This window comes from Sphingomonas olei (genome assembly GCF_045369765.1).
Classification (GTDB): domain Bacteria; phylum Pseudomonadota; class Alphaproteobacteria; order Sphingomonadales; family Sphingomonadaceae; genus Sphingomonas; species Sphingomonas panaciterrae.
The window spans coordinates 95,578-115,850 of sequence record NZ_JBIQEU010000006.1 but is presented as its reverse complement, the minus strand read 5'-3'; the positions used below and the strand labels follow the sequence as shown (position 1 = coordinate 115,850).

Annotated in this window: 14 protein-coding genes; 4 read left to right on the top strand and 10 right to left on the bottom strand. The window is 68.1% G+C overall.

Annotated elements, in window-relative coordinates; genetic code table 11:
- Position 1: 1 nt before the first annotated feature.
- Positions 2-1,180, top strand: coding sequence for a glycosyltransferase (locus ACH0BU_RS09340; protein WP_046409495.1), 1,179 nt, complete (start codon positions 2-4; stop codon positions 1,178-1,180).
- Here the strand turns inward: ACH0BU_RS09340 and ACH0BU_RS09335 are convergent.
- The gene (locus tag ACH0BU_RS09335; RefSeq protein ID WP_500263982.1) at positions 1,177-2,208 is read right to left on the bottom strand and encodes a glycosyltransferase family protein; all 1,032 of its coding nucleotides are present in this window, start codon (positions 2,206-2,208) and stop codon (positions 1,177-1,179) included. The two genes, ACH0BU_RS09340 and ACH0BU_RS09335, sit on opposite strands and share 4 nt — an antisense overlap.
- Positions 2,205-3,569: a glycosyltransferase family protein gene (locus ACH0BU_RS09330; RefSeq protein WP_500263981.1), complete on the bottom strand. Its 1,365-nt coding sequence runs from the start codon at positions 3,567-3,569 to the stop codon at positions 2,205-2,207. The genes ACH0BU_RS09335 and ACH0BU_RS09330 overlap by 4 nt, the downstream gene beginning before the upstream one ends.
- Positions 3,570-3,686: 117 nt before the next feature.
- Here ACH0BU_RS09330 and ACH0BU_RS09325 point away from each other — a divergent pair, with 117 nt between their 5' ends.
- The 3 genes from ACH0BU_RS09325 to ACH0BU_RS09315 all read left to right on the top strand — a co-directional run bounded on the left by ACH0BU_RS09325 (position 3,687) and on the right by ACH0BU_RS09315 (position 8,964).
- Positions 3,687-5,321 carry an alkaline phosphatase D family protein gene (locus ACH0BU_RS09325; RefSeq protein WP_500263980.1) on the top strand — a complete coding sequence of 545 codons (1,635 nt, stop codon included), beginning with the start codon at positions 3,687-3,689 and terminating at the stop codon, positions 5,319-5,321.
- A gap of 113 nt (positions 5,322-5,434) precedes the next feature.
- Positions 5,435-5,968 carry a translation initiation factor IF-3 gene (gene infC / locus ACH0BU_RS09320; RefSeq protein WP_046409487.1) on the top strand — a complete coding sequence of 178 codons (534 nt, stop codon included), beginning with the start codon at positions 5,435-5,437 and terminating at the stop codon, positions 5,966-5,968.
- A 239-nt stretch (positions 5,969-6,207) separates the two neighbouring features.
- On the top strand, positions 6,208-8,964 hold the full coding sequence (locus ACH0BU_RS09315) for a TonB-dependent receptor (RefSeq protein ID WP_500263979.1): 2,757 nt from the start codon (positions 6,208-6,210) through the stop codon (positions 8,962-8,964).
- A gap of 119 nt (positions 8,965-9,083) precedes the next feature.
- On the opposite strand, the gene ACH0BU_RS09310 is transcribed toward ACH0BU_RS09315, so the two are convergent.
- The 8 genes from ACH0BU_RS09310 to ACH0BU_RS09275 form a co-directional block, all read right to left on the bottom strand.
- On the bottom strand, positions 9,084-11,831 hold the full coding sequence (locus tag ACH0BU_RS09310) for a [protein-PII] uridylyltransferase (protein WP_500263978.1): 2,748 nt from the start codon (positions 11,829-11,831) through the stop codon (positions 9,084-9,086).
- Positions 11,832-11,889: 58 nt separating this feature from the next.
- Positions 11,890-13,098, bottom strand: coding sequence for an ABC transporter permease (locus tag ACH0BU_RS09305; RefSeq protein ID WP_046409482.1), 1,209 nt, complete (start codon positions 13,096-13,098; stop codon positions 11,890-11,892).
- A gap of 36 nt (positions 13,099-13,134) precedes the next feature.
- Positions 13,135-13,848 (bottom strand): ABC transporter ATP-binding protein, encoded by a 714-nt coding sequence (locus ACH0BU_RS09300; protein ID WP_125945315.1) that lies wholly within the window; start codon positions 13,846-13,848, stop codon positions 13,135-13,137.
- A gap of 52 nt (positions 13,849-13,900) precedes the next feature.
- Entirely contained in the window at positions 13,901-15,286 is a 1,386-nt protein-coding gene (locus ACH0BU_RS09295) for an efflux RND transporter periplasmic adaptor subunit (protein ID WP_125945316.1), read from the bottom strand.
- Complete coding sequence (locus tag ACH0BU_RS09290; protein WP_046409665.1) at positions 15,286-16,773, bottom strand: efflux transporter outer membrane subunit; 1,488 nt, start codon at positions 16,771-16,773, stop codon at positions 15,286-15,288. The genes ACH0BU_RS09295 and ACH0BU_RS09290 overlap by 1 nt, the downstream gene beginning before the upstream one ends.
- 102 nt (positions 16,774-16,875) lie before the next feature.
- Positions 16,876-18,837, bottom strand: coding sequence for an acetyl-CoA carboxylase biotin carboxylase subunit (locus tag ACH0BU_RS09285; protein WP_500263977.1), 1,962 nt, complete (start codon positions 18,835-18,837; stop codon positions 16,876-16,878).
- A gap of 19 nt (positions 18,838-18,856) precedes the next feature.
- Positions 18,857-19,891, bottom strand: a complete 1,035-nt coding sequence (bioB, locus tag ACH0BU_RS09280) for a biotin synthase BioB (protein ID WP_500263976.1) — start codon at positions 19,889-19,891, stop codon at positions 18,857-18,859.
- Positions 19,879-20,256 carry a lysozyme inhibitor LprI family protein gene (locus tag ACH0BU_RS09275; protein WP_231621949.1) on the bottom strand — a complete coding sequence of 126 codons (378 nt, stop codon included), beginning with the start codon at positions 20,254-20,256 and terminating at the stop codon, positions 19,879-19,881. Before ACH0BU_RS09275 ends, bioB begins: the two co-directional genes overlap by 13 nt.
- Positions 20,257-20,273: the final 17 nt, after the last annotated feature.

The window sequence follows — 20,273 nt, the reverse complement described above, 5'->3', positions numbered from 1 at the left end:
CATGCGCGTCGTCGACGTCAACGAATTCTACTCCCCCACTGGCGGCGGGGTGCGGACGTATATCGACCGCAAGATCGGCATCATGAACGATCTGGGGCACGAGCTGATCGTGCTCGCCGCGGGGACCGAGGATCGGATCGAGGAGCGCCCCGGCGGCGGCGCGATCCACTACGTCCGCTCACCGCGGCTGCCGTTCGACAGCAATTACGGCCTGTTCTGGGATCGCGAGGCGATCACGCGCCTGCTCGATCATTATGATCCCGATGTGGTGGAATGTTCGTCGCCGTGGCGCCCGGCGTGGTTCGTCGGCCAATGGGAAGGACGCGCGCTCAAGTCCTTCTTCATGCACAATGACAATATGGCCGCTTATGCGCAGCGCTGGTTCGAAGGCGTCGCCAGCCATGAGCGGATCGAGCGGGCGTTCGGCTGGTACACCCGCTACATGGCGCGCTTCCTCGACCTGTATGATTGCGTGGTGACCAACGGCCCGGCGCTGGAAAAGCGGCTGCGCGCGCGCGGCCTCAGGATCGATGCGGCGATGGCGCTGGGGATCGAGCGCAGCCACTTTTCACCCACCTTCCGCGATGAACGGCTGCGCGAGGCGCTGCTGGCGCAATGCGGGCTGCCGGCGGATGGCCTGTTGCTGCTGGGGCTGGGCCGCCACCATCCCGAAAAGCGCTGGCCGATGGTGATCGACGCGGTCGAGCGCGCAGGCGCCCGCCTGCCGGTCGGCATGATCCTGCTGGGGCAGGGCGTGGATACCGAGCGGATGGAGAAACGGATTGCGGGATCGCCGCATATCCGCCTGTTCCGACCGGTCTATGACCGCGACCGGCTGGCACGAATCATGGCGAGCTGCGACGCGCTGATCCACGGGTCGGAGGCGGAGCCGTTCGGGCTGGTCGCGTCGGAGGCGATGGCGTCGGGGCTGCCGCTGATCGTGCCCGATACCGGCGGGTGCGCCGAGGTGGCCGACCCGCATTGCGCCGAATTGTACACCGCGCGCGACCCGATCGACTGCGCCCGCGCGATCACCCGGATGCAGGCGCGCGACCCGGCGATGCTGCGCCGGGCGGCGATCGTGGCGGCGGGCCAAGTGCGCACCGACCGCGAGCATACCGTCGACCTGATGGCCTATTATGCCGCGCAACTGGCCGCAAAGCAGGCGCGCGCGGCCTAGAGGCGGTCGAGAACGGCCCGCCACTGGCGCGCGACGGCCAGCGGGCTGTAACGCGCCGCAAGATGCGCGCGGCCCGCCGCCAGCAGCGGCTGTTCCGCCTCCCATTGGCGGTAGTAGCGGGCCAGTCCCCCCTCCCAATCGTCGAGCGCGACGAACGGGCGCAGTTCCTCATAGGAGGGAATCGAATCGGCCACGACGCCGAGCCCCGCGAGCAGCGCGGTGGCCGGGCGGTTGATCGTCTTGCCCACCGTATAATCGTTCGACGCGACCGGCAGCACGGCGACCCGGTGCCGTTGCAGCACGGCATGCGCCGTCTCTTGCCGCCAGCCGACATAATGGACCGGCAGCCGCCAGCGCCAGCGGCCGAGCAGCCAGCGCAGCGGCGCGTTGCTGACCACGGTCAGCGTGATCGGGAAGGGCTGCGCCGCGAGCAGGTCGGCGACGGCGTGAAGGTGGGCATAGCCCGACACGCTGCCCAGGCTCTTGCCGAACCAGATGGCGTGGAGCGCATCCGGGCGGCGGGCGAGAAAGCGATCAAGCGCCGCCATCTGCCGCAGTCCATCGCGCGAGCTGGGCGGCGGCAGCGTATCCGGCATGTCGAGCGCATCGGGGATGACGCGGCGATCGGCCGTGGCACCGGGCACGGCAGCGCCGATCTGCTCGGCCAGCATGGCGGTGGAAAAGGTGAGGTGAGTCGCCGCGTCGAGCATCGCGCGGAAGCGGGCGAGCCGCGCGTCGCTGACATGCCGCACGGCATGGGCAGCGATCAGATTGTCGCACAGGTCGAAGATCACGCCGCGCCCCGCCGCCCGCAGCGCCTGCGCCGCGGCCACCGCTCCCGCGGAATGCGACTTGGAGAAGATCACCGCATCATAGCTGGCGGGATCACGCGCGGGATCGAAGCGCGCGATCGGCACGCCCTGCGCCTGCAATGCCTCCAGCGGCATCAGCAGGCGATAGCGGATCGAGGCGAGCGATGTGTCGTAGCTGTCGGCGTGCCAGCCGAAACGTGCGGCCGCGCCGGTCATCGGTGAACCCATATCTGCAGCGTCTCGCTTCCCAATCGTGCCGGCGGCAACGGGCGATAGGCGCTGGCGAGGCGCGATTCCACCAGCGCGCGGATTTCCGGCCGCTCACCGGGGGAAAATGGTCGCAGCACGACCACGGCCGGTCGCCGGGCGAAGATTCGCTTCACCTCCTGCGCCTGCTCGACGCCGACCGCGCCCGATTCGTGGATACGATAGAGATGCGCGGGAAAGACATAGCGCGACGAGGCGCAGCGCCCGCTGGCATCGAGCAGGCCGGGCGGACCCGAATAGATATAAAGGCAACCCGGCGGCGGCGCGCGCAGGCGAGCGGCGAGGGCGTCGAACGCGGCAGGCGTGCCGCGCCCCTGCCGGTTCGACCACAGGACGCCCTGCCCCACCAACGCGGCGGCGACGAGGAAGCCGATCGTCAGCCGCGGGCGCACGCAGAACAGCCCGGCGATCGCCACCGACACCGGCAGCATGACCGGCAGCGCATAATGGAGCAGCCACCCGCCCGGTACGGCGACGCCGACCAGCGCGGCGGCCAGCCATCCGGCGACGAAGCGCCGCCCCCCCGCATCACCGCCGCGCAGGCCCATCACCGCCATCGCGACCGGCACGGCCATCCAGCCGAGCAGCGTCAGCAGCAACGCCAGCCGAGGCGCCGCCGGATCACCGCCGCGCTGCAGGATCGACACGAAATTGGCATGGACGAACGCCGCCGACTGGCCTTGCGCCGCGTACCAGAGCCATACTGCCGCGGTCGGCGCCAGCGCCACCAGCACCAGCAACACGGCGCGCCGCAGCAGCCCGCCACGCTCCCCCGCGCGCCAATGCCGCCACAATATGCAGAGGCCGGCGAACACGCCCTCGACCACCACCGAATATTTGATCTGAAGCGCAAGGCCGATCAGCGCCATGGCGGCCAGTTCCCGCCGTGCGCCGCCGCGCAGGATCAGCAGCATGGCGAGCGCGACCGGCGTATTGTAGAATACCGGCGCCTGCCCGCCCTGCCCGCCGAACCAGTTCAGCAGCAGGATATAGGCAAGACCGGCAGCAAGCGCGCCGCGGCCCCAGCCGACCACCTGGGCGATCCGCATGACCAGCCAGCCGGTCGCGACCACCGCGACCAGCGCCAGCGCCTGATAGGCCCAGATCGACCAGGAATAGGGCAGCGCCGCCGCCGGCAGGTACAGGGCAAACAGCCCGATTGGCTTGCGATCCCACACGTCGACGAACGGCCGCGCGCCCTCCAGCATGCGGCGCGCGACATAGAGGTAGAATTGCTCGTCGACATGGATGTTGGGGTTGCCGAACGTGCCCGCGCGCGCCGCCACCGCGACCGCGGTCAAGATCGCCACGCGATGCCGCTGTGCGCCGCGCCCTTCCATCGCCGCCGACTATTGCCCCGCGACACCGATCTGTCACCTTCCTGCGCCATGGGCCGCTGACCAACCCTCCTTGTCGGGAGCGAACAGATGATCGACCTGAGCCGCCGCAGCCTTCTCGCCACCGGAATGTTCGGCGCGGGGGCGCTCGGCATCAGCGGTCTTGCTGCCGCCGACACGATCCTGGCGGCGCGCGGCTTCACCCATTCGGTGGCGAGCGGTGAGCCGGGGGCGGACGAGATCCTGCTATGGACGCGCTACGTTCCTGCCAGCGGCGATCATGCCCGGCTGCGGGTCGAACTGAGCGAGACGCCTGATTTCGCGCGCATCGCCGCTGGCGTGGAGGCGGTGACGGGGCCGTGGCGCGACTGGACGGCGAAGGTGACGGTGCTGGGGCTCCAGCCGGGCCGCGCCTATCATTATCGCTTCGTTGCGCCCGACGGCACCGTCTCGCCGGTCGGCCGCACGCGCACCCTGCCCGATGATCGCGCGCAGCGGTTCCGCACCGCGATCTTCTCCTGCTCCAACATCGGCTTCGGCTTCTTCAACGCCTACGCCCATGCCGCGGCGCGCGACGACCTCGATCTCGCGCTGCACCTCGGCGATTATTTCTACGAATATGCCAATGGCACCTACCCGGCTCTGGCCGAGGTGATCGCCGATCGCCTGCCCCAGCCGAAGGGCGAGAGCATCCATCTGGCCGATTATCGCCTGCGCTACGCCAGCTACCGCGCCGACCCGGACCTTCAGGCGCTCCATGCGCGCCTGCCGATGATCGCCTCCTGGGATGACCATGAAAGCGCGAACAACAGCTGGGAAGGCGGCGCGCAGAACCATGATCCGGCGAGCGAGGGCGCATGGCACGAACGAAAGGCCGCCGCGATCCAGGCATGGCGCGAATGGATGCCGGTCTCCGACGAGCCGTGGAAGGCCTATGACATCGGCACGCTGGCGACACTGTTCCGCACCGACACGCGGCTCGCCGGCCGCTCGGCCTCGCCCGAACTCTCCACCATGCTGCGCTCGGGCGATCCGGTGCGCGCGATGGCGCAGTACCGCGACAGTGAATGGCATGATCCGGCGCGCACCATGCTTGGGACCCAGCAGGAGGCATGGCTGCACCATGCGCTGGCGCAATCGGTGAAGCGCGGCGCGGCGTGGCAGCTGGTTGGCTTCGGCACGATCATGGGCACGATGCGCGTGCCGCCCGAAACCGCGGGCTGGATCTCGCAGGCACGCCCCGGCGCCGCGCCCTATATCCAGGCCGCGGTCGCCGCGGGGCAGGCGGGGCTGCCGACCGACCTCGACAATTGGGGCGGCTATCCCGCGGCGCGCCAGCGGTTCCTCGGCTCCGCGCAGGCAGCGGAAGCCAATCTGGTGGTGCTGTGCGGCGACAGCCACAATGCCTGGGCGTTCGATCTGGCGCTGGACGGCGGCAAGGGCGCGCCTGTCGGTGTGGAGTTCGCCGGCCAGTCGGTCACCTCCAGCGGGTTCGAGACGGCGCTGGCGGTCGATCCCGCCACCGTCGCGCGCGCGCTGGTCGCCGCCAGCCCGGAATTGAAATGGTGCGACACCAGCCGGCGCGGCTACATGACGCTGACCGTCGCGCCCGACCGGGTCAGCAACGACTGGCATTTCGTCGACACGGTGCGCACCCGCAGCCCGCGCGCGACGATCGGCCACAGCGCGCAGGTGCTGCGCAACCGCCGCCGGATGACCGCCTGAGGGCTGCGCGCATCTTCTCGCACCGGCCCCGCGATTGATGCCTTTTGATTGGCCGCATCAGGCATTATATATGGGAGATTGAAGCAACAGGAGAATTGACCATACGTCCGCCCATGATGCGCCGGCCAATGCAGGCGCCGCCGATGAACGGCCCCCGATTCAACGAGTGGATCCAGAGCCAGAAGGTCCGCGTGATCGATCACGAGGGCGAGAATCTCGGCGTGATGTACACTCGCGAGGCTATTGCGCAGGCGAAGGAGGTCGGGCTCGACCTGGTGGAGGTGTCGCCGAACGCCGATCCGCCGGTCGCCAAGTTCCTGGACGTGGGCAAGTACAAGTACGAGGCCCAGAAGAAGGCGAATCTCGCCCGCAAGAGCCAGAAGACGCAGGAGATCAAGGAGATCAAGATGCGTCCGAACATCGATGACCACGACTATGACACCAAGATGAAGAAGGTCGTGCAGTTCATCGAGGAAGGCGACAAGGTGAAGGTCACCATGCGCTTCCGCGGCCGCGAGCTGAGCCATGGCCAGCTGGGCATGAACGTGCTGCAGCGCGTTGCCGAGCAGGTGGCCGAGGTCGCCAAGGTGGAGGCTTACCCGCGCATGGAAGGCCGCCAGATGCTGATGGTCCTGGCACCGAAGTAAAATTTTTCGCCACCACCGGCTGAAAAGAGCCGCGCCCCCCACCGGGCGCGGCTTTTTTGCGTGTTGCCGTAGCGTCAACTGTCATTTGTGACAGTACCGTTTCGGACCAATGGTTGCATTTCCGCGACAGCCACATTCAAAAACAAGAGGTTGCGTGAAAATCACTTAGGCGTGAACCGCACTCCCACTAAACGCTGCGCTCCAAACTCAAAGTTCAAAAACGAGATTCAGGAGAGCTCATGCGCCGCGTTGCTTCGCTTCTATCTACTGCCGCGATCTTCGTTGCCCTGCCCGCGCTCGCGCAGGAACAGCCCAGCGCTGATCCGCTCGCCGCCGGTTCGGTCCAGCAGCCGCAGAGCGCTCCCGCCGCGGATACCGATCTTGACCAGAGCCAGACCGGCGCCGGTGACATCGTCGTCACCGCCACCCGCCGTGCCGAGCGCCTTGCCGACGTGCCGATCGCCGTCTCCGCGGTCAGCCAGGCATCGCTGCAGAATTCGGGCGCGAACGACATTCGCGGCGTGGTGCAGCTCGCCCCGTCGCTGCTGATCTCCTCCACCGGCAGCGAGGCCAACGCCTCCGCCCGTATCCGCGGCATCGGCACCGTGGGTGACAACCCCGGCCTCGAAAGCTCGGTCGCGGTGTTCATCGATGGCGTGTACCGCAGCCGCACCGGCTCGGGCCTCAACGACATCGGCGAAGTTGACCGGATCGAAGTGCTGCGCGGGCCGCAGGGCACGCTGTCGGGCCGCAACGCATCGGCCGGCGCGATCAACGTCTACACCAAGGCGCCGTCGCAGACCTTCGGCGGCTATGTCGAGGGCACCTACGGCAATTACGACAACGTCCGCATCGCCGGCGCGATCACCGGCCCGGTGGTGGAGGACGTGCTGTCGTTCCGCCTCGACGGCGTGTGGAACAAGCGCGACGGTTTCTACCGCGATGTCGTCAACGACACCGATTACAACAACCGCAACCGCTGGTTCGTCCGCGGCCAGCTGCTGTTCGAACCGACCACCGACCTGTCGGTCCGCCTGATCGGCGACTATACGTGGCGTGACGAAAAGTGCTGCGGCGCGGTCTATGTCGACCTGCGCGAGAAGCAGGCCGTGCCGGGCCAGCCGGGCGAGGTCACGATCAACCCCGCCGGCAACCGCATCGTCGACGTGCTGCAGAGCCTGGGCGGCGTGTTCCCGAGCGCGGGCGATCCGTACAACCGCCGCATCGCCTTCTCGCCGGGTCGTGCGTATTCGAACGAGACGAAGGATTACGGCGGGTCGATGCAGATCGACTATAATTTCGGCAACGCCTCGCTGACGTCGATCACCGCCTATCGCGAGTACAAGGCCGGCAACGCCGCCGACATCGATTACGGCAATGTCGACCTGGGCTATCGCGCCGACGACGGCCGCGCCTTCCGCCAGTTCCACACCTTCACGCAGGAAGTCCGCCTGCAGGGTTCGCTGTTCGGCGATCGCCTCGACTGGCTCGTCGGCGGTTTCTACTCGAACGAAGACCTGGTGATTGGCGACAACCTCCAGTTCGGTTCGCAGTACGGCGCCTTCGCCGCCTGCCGCATCGTCGCGACGGTCAATGCCGCCGCCGCGCTGCGCAACCCGGCGGCACCGGGCTGTCTCAGCCCCGCCGGCACCGCGAAGCTGAGCGGCGCCTTTGGTCCGGTCGCCGGACCGGCACTGATCAACGGCCTGCGCACGCTGTCGACGCTCAACAACCTGGGCGATCGCAACGCGCGTTATTATCAGGACAGCGAGAATTACGCGTTCTTCACGCACAACATCTTCAAGCTGACCGATACGCTGTCGATCACCGCGGGCCTGCGCTGGACGCATGAGTCGAAGGACTTCCGCGCCAATTTCGACAACAACAATACCGTCTGCCCGCAGCTGCAGCAGGGTCTCGGCCCGCTGCTCGCCAACCCGGCGACCGCGGCGCTCGCCGGCGGCATCATCACGCTGGGCTGCACGGGCAATTCGTCGACCGCACTCAACGGGCTGGACCTGCGCAACAGCTTCGACGAAAGCGAGTTCACCGGCACCGGTGTCATCTCGTGGAAGCCGACGCGCGACCTGATGGTCTATGCCAGCTACTCGCGCGGCTACAAGGCGGGCGGCTACAACCTCGACCGTTCGGAACTGGCACCCAACGCCTTCACTCCGGTGACCAACGCCGGCGCGGCGCGCCTGCGCTTCGATCCGGAACTGGTGAACAGCTACGAAGCGGGCATCAAATACGCCACGCGCCAGTTCACCGCCAACCTGACGGTGTTCCGTTCGGACTTCGAGAACTTCCAGCTGAACACGTTCAACGGCACGAACTTCGTCGTCCAGAACATCGGCTCGTGCTCGGTCAGCCTGAACGGTGCGGATCAGGACAATTCGGCCACCACGGGCGCCTGCTCGGGTGACGTTGGTCCGGGCGTGCGCAGCCAGGGCGTCGAGCTTGAGCTCGGCATCTATCCGGCGCGCAACTTTGCGGTGAACCTCGGGTACACGCTGGCCGACACCAAGTTCCGCCGCAACCTGGTCGGCTCGGCCTCGGGCGAGCCGCTCGATCCGGCGCTGTTCCTGCTCGCCGGTCGCCAGATGTCGAACGCGCCGCGCAACGTGGTGACCTCGTCGGTCAGCTGGACGCCGGAAATCGGTGACTCGGGCCTCAGCGCGCTGTTCTATGTCGATGGCCGTCTGTCGAGCGACTACAACACCGGCTCGGACCTGTTCATCGAGAAGGAGCAGGACGGCTTCTTCGTGATGAACGCCCGCATCGGCCTGCGCGGCCTCGACTCCAACTGGGCGATCGAAGCCTTCGCGCAGAACCTGCTCAACGAAAACTATCAGCAGGTCGCCTTCAACGCGCCGTTCCAGGGTGCAGGCAGCCTGGCTCAGGTGCAGCGCTTCGGCGGCGTCGGGAATCAGATCTTCTCGTCGTTCCTCGCCGAGCCGCGCACCTATGGTCTGACGCTGCGCAAGCGCTTCTGATCGGATCGGGCGCCGCCCGCCGGCGCCCGTCCATTACGGACACCTTCACCCCCGGGTTCGCCCCCGGGGGTTTCTTTTTGTCTGGCAGGAAAAGCGGGCGGCCGACGCGGCGCGGTGAATCAGGCCGCCTCGTCCAGCGGCTTGCCCGCCGCCGCGTCCAGCAAGCGCCGCTCCAGCGTCTTCAGCCGCGGCCCGCTGGCGATCTTGTCGCCCGTCAGGTCGGTCAGATAGAAAGTGTCGACCGCGCGCTCGCCATAGGTCGCGACATGCGCCGAATGGATCGTCACCTTGGACTGGAACAGCGCATGGGCGAGCTGGTTGAGCAGCGCTGGCCGATCGCGCGCGTTGATCTCCACCACGGTGAAGCGGTTGGACGCGCGATTGTCGACCAGCACATTGGGCTCGATGCGAAAGGCGTCGGCGCGCATCCGCGGCAGCGGCTTGGCCTTCAGCCGCTCGACCAATTTGCCGCGATTGGCGAGCGCATCCTCGATCGCGGTGCGCAGCCGGGTCAGCTGCCCCTCGTCGTCGAACGGGCGGCCGACCGGGTCCTGCACCAGGAAATTGTCCAGCGCCATGCCGTCGCGCGTGGTGTGGATCCGCGCGTCGATGATGTTGCCGCCCGCGACATGGATCGCGCCCGCAATGCGATAGAAGATGCCCGGATGGTCCGCGGCATAGACCGTGACCAGGGTCGCCCCACGCTCGGCATAGACCTGCGCGTCGATCGCCAGCTGCGCATCGCCCACCGACGCCACGAAGCGCGCGTTATGCGCCAGCACGTCGTCGGGCTCGGCGATCCAATAGGCCTCCGGGAAGCGGCGGACATAGGCGGACATCTGCGCCTCGTTCCAGCCCATCGCCTCGGCCAGCGCCTCCTGCTTGGCGGCGATCCGTTCCTCGCGGCCACGCTGCTTGTGGCCCAGCCGAAGCACTTCCTCCGCCGCCTCGAACAGGTCGCCGAGCAACTGGCGCTTCCACCCGTTCCACGTCCCCGGCCCCACCGCGCGAATGTCGACGATGGTCAGCACCAGCAGCAGGCGCAGCCGCTCGGGCGACTGGATGGTGGCGGTGAAATCGAGGATCGTCTTGAAATCCGACAGGTCGCGCTTGAACGCGGTCGCCGACATCAGCAGGTGATAGCGGACCAGCCACGACACGGTTTCGGTCTCTGCGCGCGTCAGGCCGAAACGCGGGCACAGTTTCTGCGCCACCGCCGCGCCCAGGATCGAATGGTCGCCGCCGCGCCCCTTGGCGATATCGTGCAGCAGCACTGCGACATACAATACGCGGCGCGACACGATCTGCGGCATGATCGCGGTGGCCAGCGGATGCTCCACCGCCAGATCGCCACGCTCGATCCGCGCCAGCAGGCCGATCGCGCGGATGGTGTGTTCGTCGACGGTATAATGGTGGTACATGTCGAACTGCATCTGCGCGACGACACGGCCGAAATCGGGCACGAAGCGGCCGAACACGCCCGTCTCGTTCATCCAGCGCAGCACCAGTTCCGGGTCGCGCGGGCTGGTCAGCACGTCGAGGAACAGCGCATTGGCGCGCGGATCGGTGCGCACATCGTCGACCAGCTTCGCGTCGCGCGTTGCGGCACGCAGCGCCTGCGGATGGATCTCCAGCTCGTGCAGGTCGGCAAGGTGAAAGATCTCGATCAGGCGCACCGGATCCTCGACGAAGAAATCGTCGCTCGGCAGCGCCAGTCGCCCCCGCTCCAGCACGAAGCCGTTGAGCTTGCGCGGGCGTCGGCGCAGCTGCGGCAGGCCGAACCGGCGGCCGCGCGCCGCAAATTGCTCGTCGATATGCGTCAGGAAGGTGCCGGTCAGCGCGCCGACGGTTTTCACCTGCAGGAAGTAATATTGCATGAACCGCTCGACCGCGGCCTTCCCCGGCCGGTCGGAATAGCGCATCCGTTCGGCAATCTCGCGCTGCATGTCGAAGGTCAGCCGATCCTCCGCGCGCCCCGCCGCGAGGTGCAAATGGCAGCGCACCGCCCACAGGAAATTGTCGGCACGGTGGAACAGTTTGTATTCGGCCGGGGTGAACAGCCCCACGTCGACCAGCTGCGCAGCGCGATCGACATCATAGACATATTTGCCGATCCAGAAGAGCGCGTGGAGGTCGCGCAGGCCCCCCTTCCCCTCCTTCACATTGGGTTCGACGACATAGCGCGTGTCGCCCATCTTCACGTGCCGCGCCTCTCGCTCGGCCAGCTTGTCAGCGATGAACTGACGCTCGGTCCCGTGCGTCACCTCCGCCTTGAAGCGGCCGATCGCCTCCTCGTACAGCGGCACGTCGCCGCAGACGTGGCGCCCCTCGAGCAGGGCGGTGCGGATCGTCACGTCGCCCTTCGCCTGACGCACCATGTCGTCCAGCGAGCGCGACGAATGGCCGACCTTCAGCCCCATGTCCCACAGCGAATAGAGCAGGGTCTCGATCACCTGCTCCGCCCAGGGCGGCTGCTTCCACGGGGTGAGGAAGGCGATGTCCACGTCGGAAAACGGCGCCATCTCGCCGCGGCCATAGCCACCGACCGCCATCAGCGTCAGCCGTTCGGACGCGGTCGGGTTGCTCAGCGGGTACAGCCGCTGAGTCGCCAGATCGTAGAGCAGCCGCAACAGCTGATCGATCAGGAACGCCTGCGCATTCGCCGCCTCCAGCCCGCGCGAGGGCCGGTCGGCGAGCCGCCGCGCGATCTCCGCGCGGCCGGCGTCCAGCGCGTCCTTCAGCTTGCCGATCGCGTCACGGCGCAGCAGCGCCGGATCGTCGGTGGCGATCGCGGCGATTTCCTCGGCGAGCGCACGGCGATCCACGATCGCGCGACGGTTGGGCACATTGTCGAAGCGCGTGTTCATGCCCGACGATGTAGGCGAGCCACGCAGCCACGGCCACCGCCCGATCGGTCAGGCGGCGCTATTCGTGGCGCAGCGCATCGATCGGGTTCAGCGATGCCGCGCGGCGGGCGGGGAAGTAGCCGAAGACCACGCCGATCACTGCGGAGATGGCAAAGGCGATGATGTTGATCTGCGGATCGAACGTCCAGGGCACCTGCATCAGCGGCGTCGCGATCAGGATCACCACCTGCGCCAGCGCCAGCCCGATCAGCCCGCCCAGCATCGACAGCACCACCGCCTCGACCAGGAATTGCATCAGCACCTCATTGGCGACCGCACCGATCGCCAGCCGGATACCGATCTCGCGCGTCCGCTCGGTCACCGACACCAGCATGATGTTCATGATGCCGATCCCGCCTACCACCAGGCTGATCGCCGCCACCGCCGCGACGATGCGGGTCAGCAGCGTCGTCGTGCCGGTCAGCGTGTCGCTGATCTGCTTGGTGTCGAAGATGTTGAAATCGTTCTGCTTGGTCCCGCTGATATGGCGCCGCTCGCGCAACAGGTCGGTGATCGCCGCCTGCACCGCCTCGGTCGAATAGGCCTGGTCGACCCCGACCATCATCAGCCGGACCTTGCGATCGCCGGTGAAGCGGCGCTGCACCGCCTTGATCGGCATCACCACCGTATCGTCCTGGTCGCCGCCGAAGCCCGCCTGCCCGCGCGTGCTGAGCACGCCGATCACGTCGCAGCTGATCGCGCCGATGCGCATCCGCCGGCCGATCGGGTCACCGCCGCGGAACAGGTTCTGCCGCACGGTATTGCCGATGATGCAGACCGACTTGCCCGCCTGCTCCTCCGCCGGCGTCCATGTCCGCCCCAGCGCCAGCGGCCAGGGCTGGACGACGAAGATGTCGTTGGTCGTGCCCTGCACCGTGGTGGACCAGTTCGCCCCTTCGTAGATCGCGGTGGCGCTGGTCGACACCTGCGGCGCGACGGCAGTGACGCCCGCCACCTGCCGCGCGATCGCGGTTACGTCCTCCGGATCGAAGTCGGGCGGGCGCGGGCCACCGCCGCCGCGGCCGAAGCCCTGGCCAGGGCGAATCTGCAGCACGTTGGTGCCGAGCGCTGAGATCTGCTCCTGCACCGCGCTGGTCGTCGCCTTGCCCAGGGTCACCATCGCGACGACCGCGGCGACGCCGATGACGATGCCCAGGATCGTCAGGAACGAACGCAGCAGGTGCCGCCGGATCGAGCGGATGGCGAGGACGAAGGTCGTGCCGAACATTCGCCTACCTCCGATCCGCAATGGGCGCGCGCGCGCTCATGCCGCGCCGCCGCGCTGGTGATCGTTGGCCTCGATCCGCTCCACCAGCCCGTCCTTGAAGTGGATCACGGTATGCGCGAACGCCGCCATGTCGGGTTCGTGAGTCACCATCAGCACGGTGATCCCGCTTTCCTGGTTCAGGTTGGTGAGCAATTGCATGATCTCGACCGACCGCTCCGAATCGAGGTTGCCGGTCGGCTCGTCCGCCAGCAGCACTTCGGGCTGCGTAACGATCGCGCGCGCGATCGCCACGCGCTGCTGCTGCCCGCCGGACAATTCCGCCGGCGTATGGTCCCACCAATCGGCCAGTCCGACCTTTTCCAGTGCCGCCATGCCCAGTTCGCGCCGCGCCTTGCGATCATCGCCGCGGTAGATCAGCGGCAGTTCGACATTCTCCAGCGCGCTCGTCCGGCTCAGCAGGTTGAACCCCTGGAATACGAAGCCGAGGTAGCGCCGTCGCAGCAGCGCGCGCTGGTCGCGGCTCAGCGTTTCGACATGATGGCCGCGAAACAGGAAGGTGCCGCCGCTCGGCACGTCGAGGCAGCCGAGGATGTTCATCGTCGTCGACTTGCCCGATCCCGACGGCCCCATCACCGCGACGAAATCACCCGCCGAGATATCCAGGTTGACGCCCCTCAGCGCCTGAAACGCGGTCGGCCCGGTGCCATATACCTTGGTCACGTTGCGCAGTGAGATGATCGGTTCGGCCATGCCCGGCGCCTGCCCGACAGCGGCGGCGGCGTGATTCGTCGCGGCGGGGGCGTCAGGCGCCACCGGCGCCTCCCGCACGCTGGCCGCTCCGCTGCCCGGCGCCCTTGGCCGCCGCCCTGCCCTCAGTGCCGGAAAGCTGACCCGTGACCACTTCCATGCCGGGCTTCAGCCCGCCCGACAGCACCTCGGTCACATTGCCGTTGGTATCGCCGGTGGTCACCTGAACCGGCTGCAACTGGCCGTCGGCACCCTTCACATAGACCGTCTGCTGCGCGCCACGCCCCAGCGTCGCCTCCCGCTCGGGCCGGCTGCCGCGGCGCGGGCGGAAGGTCAGCGACCCGGCGATGCCGCCCTGGTCACCGCCCGCTGCCGCCTGCGTCGGCTTGAACCGGAACGCCGCATTGGGGACCAGCAGGACGTTCTTCTTGTCGCTGGTGATGATGTCCGCCGTCGCGGTCATGCCGGGGCGAAGCTCCATCGTCGGGTTCGCCACCGACAGGTCTGCGGCATAGGACACCACCTGCCCCGCCGTGCTGGTCGTTCCCGTCGTGCTGCTCGACGCGCTTGCCGTGCTCGCGGTCAGGTTCGATCCCAGATCGACGCGGGTGATCGCCGCGGGGAAGGTGCGCCCGGGAAAGGCATCGACGGTGAAGGTCGCCGGCTGCCCTTCCTTCACCGATCCGACATCCGCCTCGTCGATCGCGACCTCAAGCTTCATCTTGCTGAGATCCTCGGCGATCACGAACAGCGTCGGCGTGTTGAACGATGCCGCGACGGTCTGACCGGGATCGACCTGCCGCGCGAGCACCACGCCGTTGACCGGTGACACGATGATCGCGCGCTGCCGCTGCGTCTGGCTCTGCGCCAGAGTCGCGCGCGCGGCGGCAACATTCGCTTCGGCAACGCGCAGGGCAGCCACCGCGCGCTGCGCATTCGCCTGCCCGGTCTGAAGCTCGGTCTTGGATGGCACGCGCCCGTTCGACAGCCGGTACACTTCCTGCAATCGCGCGAGCTGCGCCTGCGCCTCAGCGACGGTGGCGCGCGCCTGATTGACGCCTGCGACCTGCGCCGCGAGCTGCGCCTGCCCGGCGCGGATCTGATCGTCGATCTGCTCGGGATCGATCAGCGCCAGCGCCTGGCCGGCCTTCACCCGATCGTTCACGTCGACGACCACGCGGGTGACCAGCCCCGACAATTGCGAGCCGACGGTTACCTGATTGGTCGGCGCGAGCTTGCCGGTGGCCGACACCGTCACGGTCAGGTCGCCGCGCCGCACGGGCGCAGTCGCATAGCCGGGCGCCTCCGCCTTGCCGAACAGCCGGAACGCGAGCAGCACCAGCAGGATCACGCCCACCGCGATCGCGATCCATTTGACCCAGCGCCGCCACGCCGGCTGCTCCTTGGTCCCAAGAAATTCGTCGAGCTGCTCGGTCGCCATCAGCGGTTCTCGTCCTGGCTAATGCCCCGCGCTTCGGGGGCCGTCGGAATGACATTGGCGTCCCAGCCGCCGCCCAGCGCGGAATATAGCTGCACCAGCGAATTGGCATGGTCGGCGCGCGCCTGCGCCGCGCTGTTGCGCGCGGACAGCAACGCTGCCTCCTGCTGGCTCAGCGTGGTGAAATCGGTGAGGCCGGTGCGATACTGGCTGCGGCTGAGGATCGCGGAATTGTTCGCCGCCTCCAGCGCCACGGCGAACTCGCGCTCGCGCGCCTCGGCGGTGCGTAATGCCACGACAGCGTTCTCGACATCCTCAAGCGCAGTCAGCACCGCCTGCTTATAGGCCGCCAGCGCCGCATCGGTCGCCGCCTGCGCACTGCGCACCTGGCTGTTCAGCCGGCCGCCGTTGAAGATCGCCTGAGTCAGTCCGGCAAACAGCCCGCCGGTGATCGTGTCGAGCAGCCCGCCGAGATTCCCCGCGCGCGAGCTGATGTTGCCGCTAATCGCCAGCGCAGGATACAATTGCGCCTTGGCAACGCCGATCTGCGCGGTCGCCGCCGCCAGGTTGCGCTCGGCGGAACGGACATCGGGGCGTTGGCGCAGCACGTCGGCGGGGATGCCAACGCCGGCCGTATCGGGCCCGCGCGGGATCGGCTTCACCGCCGCCAGCATCGGCTTCAGCGCGCCGGGCGCCTGCCCGGTCAGAACGCCGAGCCGCGACACGGCAGCATTATATTGCTGCTCGATCAGCGGCACCGACGCGGCGGTCTGCGCCCGCTGCACCCGCGCCTGTTCCTGGTCGAGGCTGGAGACCAGCCCCGCCTGCACGCGGAATCCCGCGATCTCGAGATTGTCGTCCTGCAGCGCCAGGCTGTCGCGCGCATTGGCCAGCTGCAACTGGTAGAGCCGCGCCAGCACGTAATTGCGGGCAACCTCCGCCTGCACCGACAGCAGCACCGTCGCCTGATCGAGCCCCGACGCCTCATATTGCGCGCTTGTCGCCTCCACCGTGCGGCGGATCTCGCCGAACAGGCCAAGCTGATATTGCGCGTCGAGCCCCAGCGAGAAGTTCGATCCGCTGCCGCCGCCGATGCTCTGCGTCGTACCGTCGGGAAGCGTGATTACCGTCGTCCCGCCGCGCAGCGTTTCCGAACGGCTGTAGCCCGCCGAACCATTGATCGTCGGCAGCAGGCTGGCGCGGCTCTGCACCAGCGCCTCGCGCGCCTGCCGCAGCCGCGCGGTCGCCTGCACAATGTCGAGATTGGCGTCGGCGGCCCGTTCGACGAGGTCGCCCAGCACCGGATCGTCGAAGCTGCGCCACCAGCGCGTCAGATCCTCCCGCGTCGGCGGCGCGGTGACCGAATAGGCATCGGGCACGCCAAGTTCGGCCGGCGCGCGCGGGCGGTAATCCGGCCCGACGGTGCAGCCGCTCAGCACCAGCGCGCCCAGCGCAACGGCGGCCAGCAGGAACGGTGACCTGGATCGCATCATCATTGTGGCATGACCGCGCCGGCAAAAACGGTCCAGCATTTTAGTGTCGCGAAATGTCGCACGGCAGATTCCCCACTCCCGAACGCACCACAACGCGGGTCAGGCGAATTGGATCATCGCCTGATCGGCCGCGACATTCTGGCCCGGCGTCACCAGCACCGCGGCAACAATGCCGTCCCGATCGGCGCGCACGACATTTTCCATCTTCATCGCCTCGATAACAGCCAGCGGCTCACCTGCCTGTACGTGCTGTCCCGGACGGGCCGACACCTGCGCGACGATGCCGGGCATCGGTGCGGTCAGGCGGCGCGCAGCGTCATCATCCGCGCCCTGCCCCAGATGATCGGCATAGGCCGCGATCCGCGCCGGCAGCACCCGCATGTCGAGCCGCGCCCCGCCGCTGCGCATCACCATCCCCAGCGGCGTTCGCACCACCCGCGCGATGACCGAAACGCCATCGATGGTGGCGCGGATCGTATCGGTACCCGGCATGGCGGCGTGATCGATCGCCAGCGCCGCGCCATCGATCAGCACGCCGTCATCGGTCACTTTCACCGGCACCTCGTCCGCGCCGACCCGCACCGACCAGTCGCGCGGTATCCGTCCGCCCAGCCGCTCTGCCTCCAGAAGAACGGCCAGCCCGATCAGCCCGCGTCGCCGCGCCGGATCGACCGGTGCACCGGCAAAGCCATCGGGATATTCCTGCGCAATGAACCCGGTTTCCAGGTCGCCGCCACGAAACCGCCGATGGCGCATCAGCGCGGCGGCGAAATCCAGGTTGGTCGCCGGTCCCTCAATGTCGAACGAATCCAGTGCGCGCGCCTGCGCGTCGATCGCACCCGAACGATCCGGTGCCCAAGTAATCAGCTTGGCGATCATCGGATCGTAGAAACGCGTGATCGCGCTGCCCTCCGCCACGCCATCGTCGATGCGCACCGTCGCGCCCGCGCCATCCGTGCCGGCCGGCGGCGGCGCGTAGCGGGTCAGCCGCCCGATGCTGGGCAGGAAATCGCGATACGGATCCTCGGCATAGATGCGCGTCTCGATCGCCCAGCCGTTCAGCGCCACCTGATCCTGCGTGAACGCGAGCCGCTCACCCGCCGCCACGCGGATCATCTGCTCGACCAGGTCGATGCCGGTGATCGCCTCGGTCACCGGATGCTCCACCTGAAGCCGGGTGTTCATCTCGAGGAAGTAGAAACCACTGCCGCTCGCATCCGCGCCTGACACGATCAGCTCGACCGTGCCGGCGCTGTGATAGCCGACCGCGCGTGCCAGTGCGATCGCCTGCTCCCCCATCGCGCGGCGCATCGCGGGGGTGACGAACGGCGACGGCGCCTCCTCCACCACCTTCTGGTGGCGGCGCTGGATCGAACATTCGCGCTCGCCGAGGTACACCATGTTGCCGTGCCGGTCGCCGAGCAGCTGGATCTCGATATGGCGCGGCCGCTCGATGAACTTCTCGATCAGCACGCGGTCGTCGCCGAACGCCGCCGCGGCCTCGCGCCGGGTGGCGTCGAAACCGTCGCGCACGCCCGCCGCGTCCCGGGCGAGCCGCATCCCCTTGCCCCCGCCGCCGGCCGACGCCTTGATCATCACCGGATAGCCGATCGCTTCGGCGACGCGCAGCGCCTCGGCCAGATCGTCGACCGGGCCGGGATGGCCCGGCACCACGTTGACGCCCGCCGCCGCGGCGATCTGCTTCGACCGGATCTTGTCGCCCATCGCCGCGATCGCCTGCGCCGGCGGGCCGATGAAGGTGACGCCGGCGGCTGCGCATTGCTCGGCGAAATCGGCCCGCTCCGACAGGAAGCCATAGCCGGGGTGAATCGCCTCCGCCCCGCTGTTCCGCGCCGCCGCCAGGATCAGGTCGCCGCGCAGATAGCTGTCGGCGGCCGGTGCCGGCCCGATCCGGATCGCCTCGTCCGCCATGGCGACATGCGGCGCGCGCGCGTCCGCGTCGGAATAGACCGCGACGGTGGCGATCCCCATGCGCCGCGCGGTGCGGATCACGCGGCACGCGATCTCGCCCCGGTTGGCGATCAGGATCTTGCCGAACATGCCCGCCGCCAGCGCCCGGTCAGGCAGCCACTTCGCACACCCGCATCGGCTCCTCCGCCACCATCGGCTGCAGCCCCAGCTTGGCGAACAGCGATGCGTCGGCGCTGTCGCCGCGATTGCCCGCGGTCAGCAACTTGTCGCCGGTGAAGATCGAATTGGCGCCCGCCATGAAGCACAGCGCCTGGGTCGCCTCGCTCATCGATTCACGCCCGGCGGACAGGCGCACCATGCTGCGCGGCATGGTGATCCGCGCCACCGCCACGGTGCGGACGAATTCGATGTCGTCGATCTTGGCCAGCGGCGTATCCGCCAGCATGTCACCCAGCACCGTGCCCCTTACCGGCACCAATGCGTTGACCGGCACGCTTTCCGGATGGCGCGGCAGCGTGGCGAGCGCATGGACGAACCCGACGCGATCGGCGCGCGTCTCGCCCATCCCGACGATCCCGCCGCAGCACACGTTGATCCCGGCGTCGCGCACATGCGCCAGCGTGTCGAGCCGCTCGTCGAAGCTGCGCGTGGTGATCACCTCGCCATAACGCTCCGGTGCGGTGTCGATATTGTGGTTATAATAATCGAGCCCCGCGTGGCTCAGCCGCTCCGCCTGTTCGGGCGTCAGCATGCCCAGCGTCATGCACGTTTCCATGCCCATCGCGCGAACGCCCTCGATCATCGCGACGATCGCGTCCATGTCGCGGTCCTTGGGATTGCGCCACGCCGCACCCATGCAGAACCGCTGGCTGCCCGCATCGCGTGCCTCGGCCGCGCGTTGCAGCACGGCGCGCACGTCCATCAGCTTGGTCGCCTTCACCCCGCTGTCGGCATTCACGGATTGCGAGCAATAGCCGCAATCCTCCGGGCAGCCGCCGGTCTTGATCGACAGCAGCGTGCACAATTGCACCTGCCCCGCCGCGTGATGCGCGCGGTGGACGCCCTGCGCCTGCCACATCAGCTCGTCGAACGGCAGGTCGAACAGCGCGGCGATTTCCTCGCGGGTCCAGTCGGTGCGGGTCCCGTCGCTGGGGCTCGCGTGCGTCCGGTTCAACGTGTCCACATCATGTTCCTCAATTGCGCCGTCCGCTCCTGGGTGAGCCGGGTCAGGCATTGCGCACGCGTCATCGCCTGCAGCGATCCGCCCGCGAACTCGCCACCCTCGATCACGCATTGCTTGTCGCGGAATTGCAGCCACGCGCGCTGGCTGGCAAGCGTCGCCGCCGCATAGCCGAAACCACCCGCCCCGCCGCGCGCATCGCGCTGCTTCATCTGCGCATAGGTGCGCTTCCACTGGGCGTTGAGCGCCGCATCGGCGCGGCGCAGGTCCTGTGCGGCCTGCGCGTTCATGCTCGCCTGGGTCTGCGCGCCGGCCGGCGCCGCCATCGACAGCGTCGCCGCGGTCGCAAGGGTGAGCATCCTGATCATCATCGTCTCCATAGCGG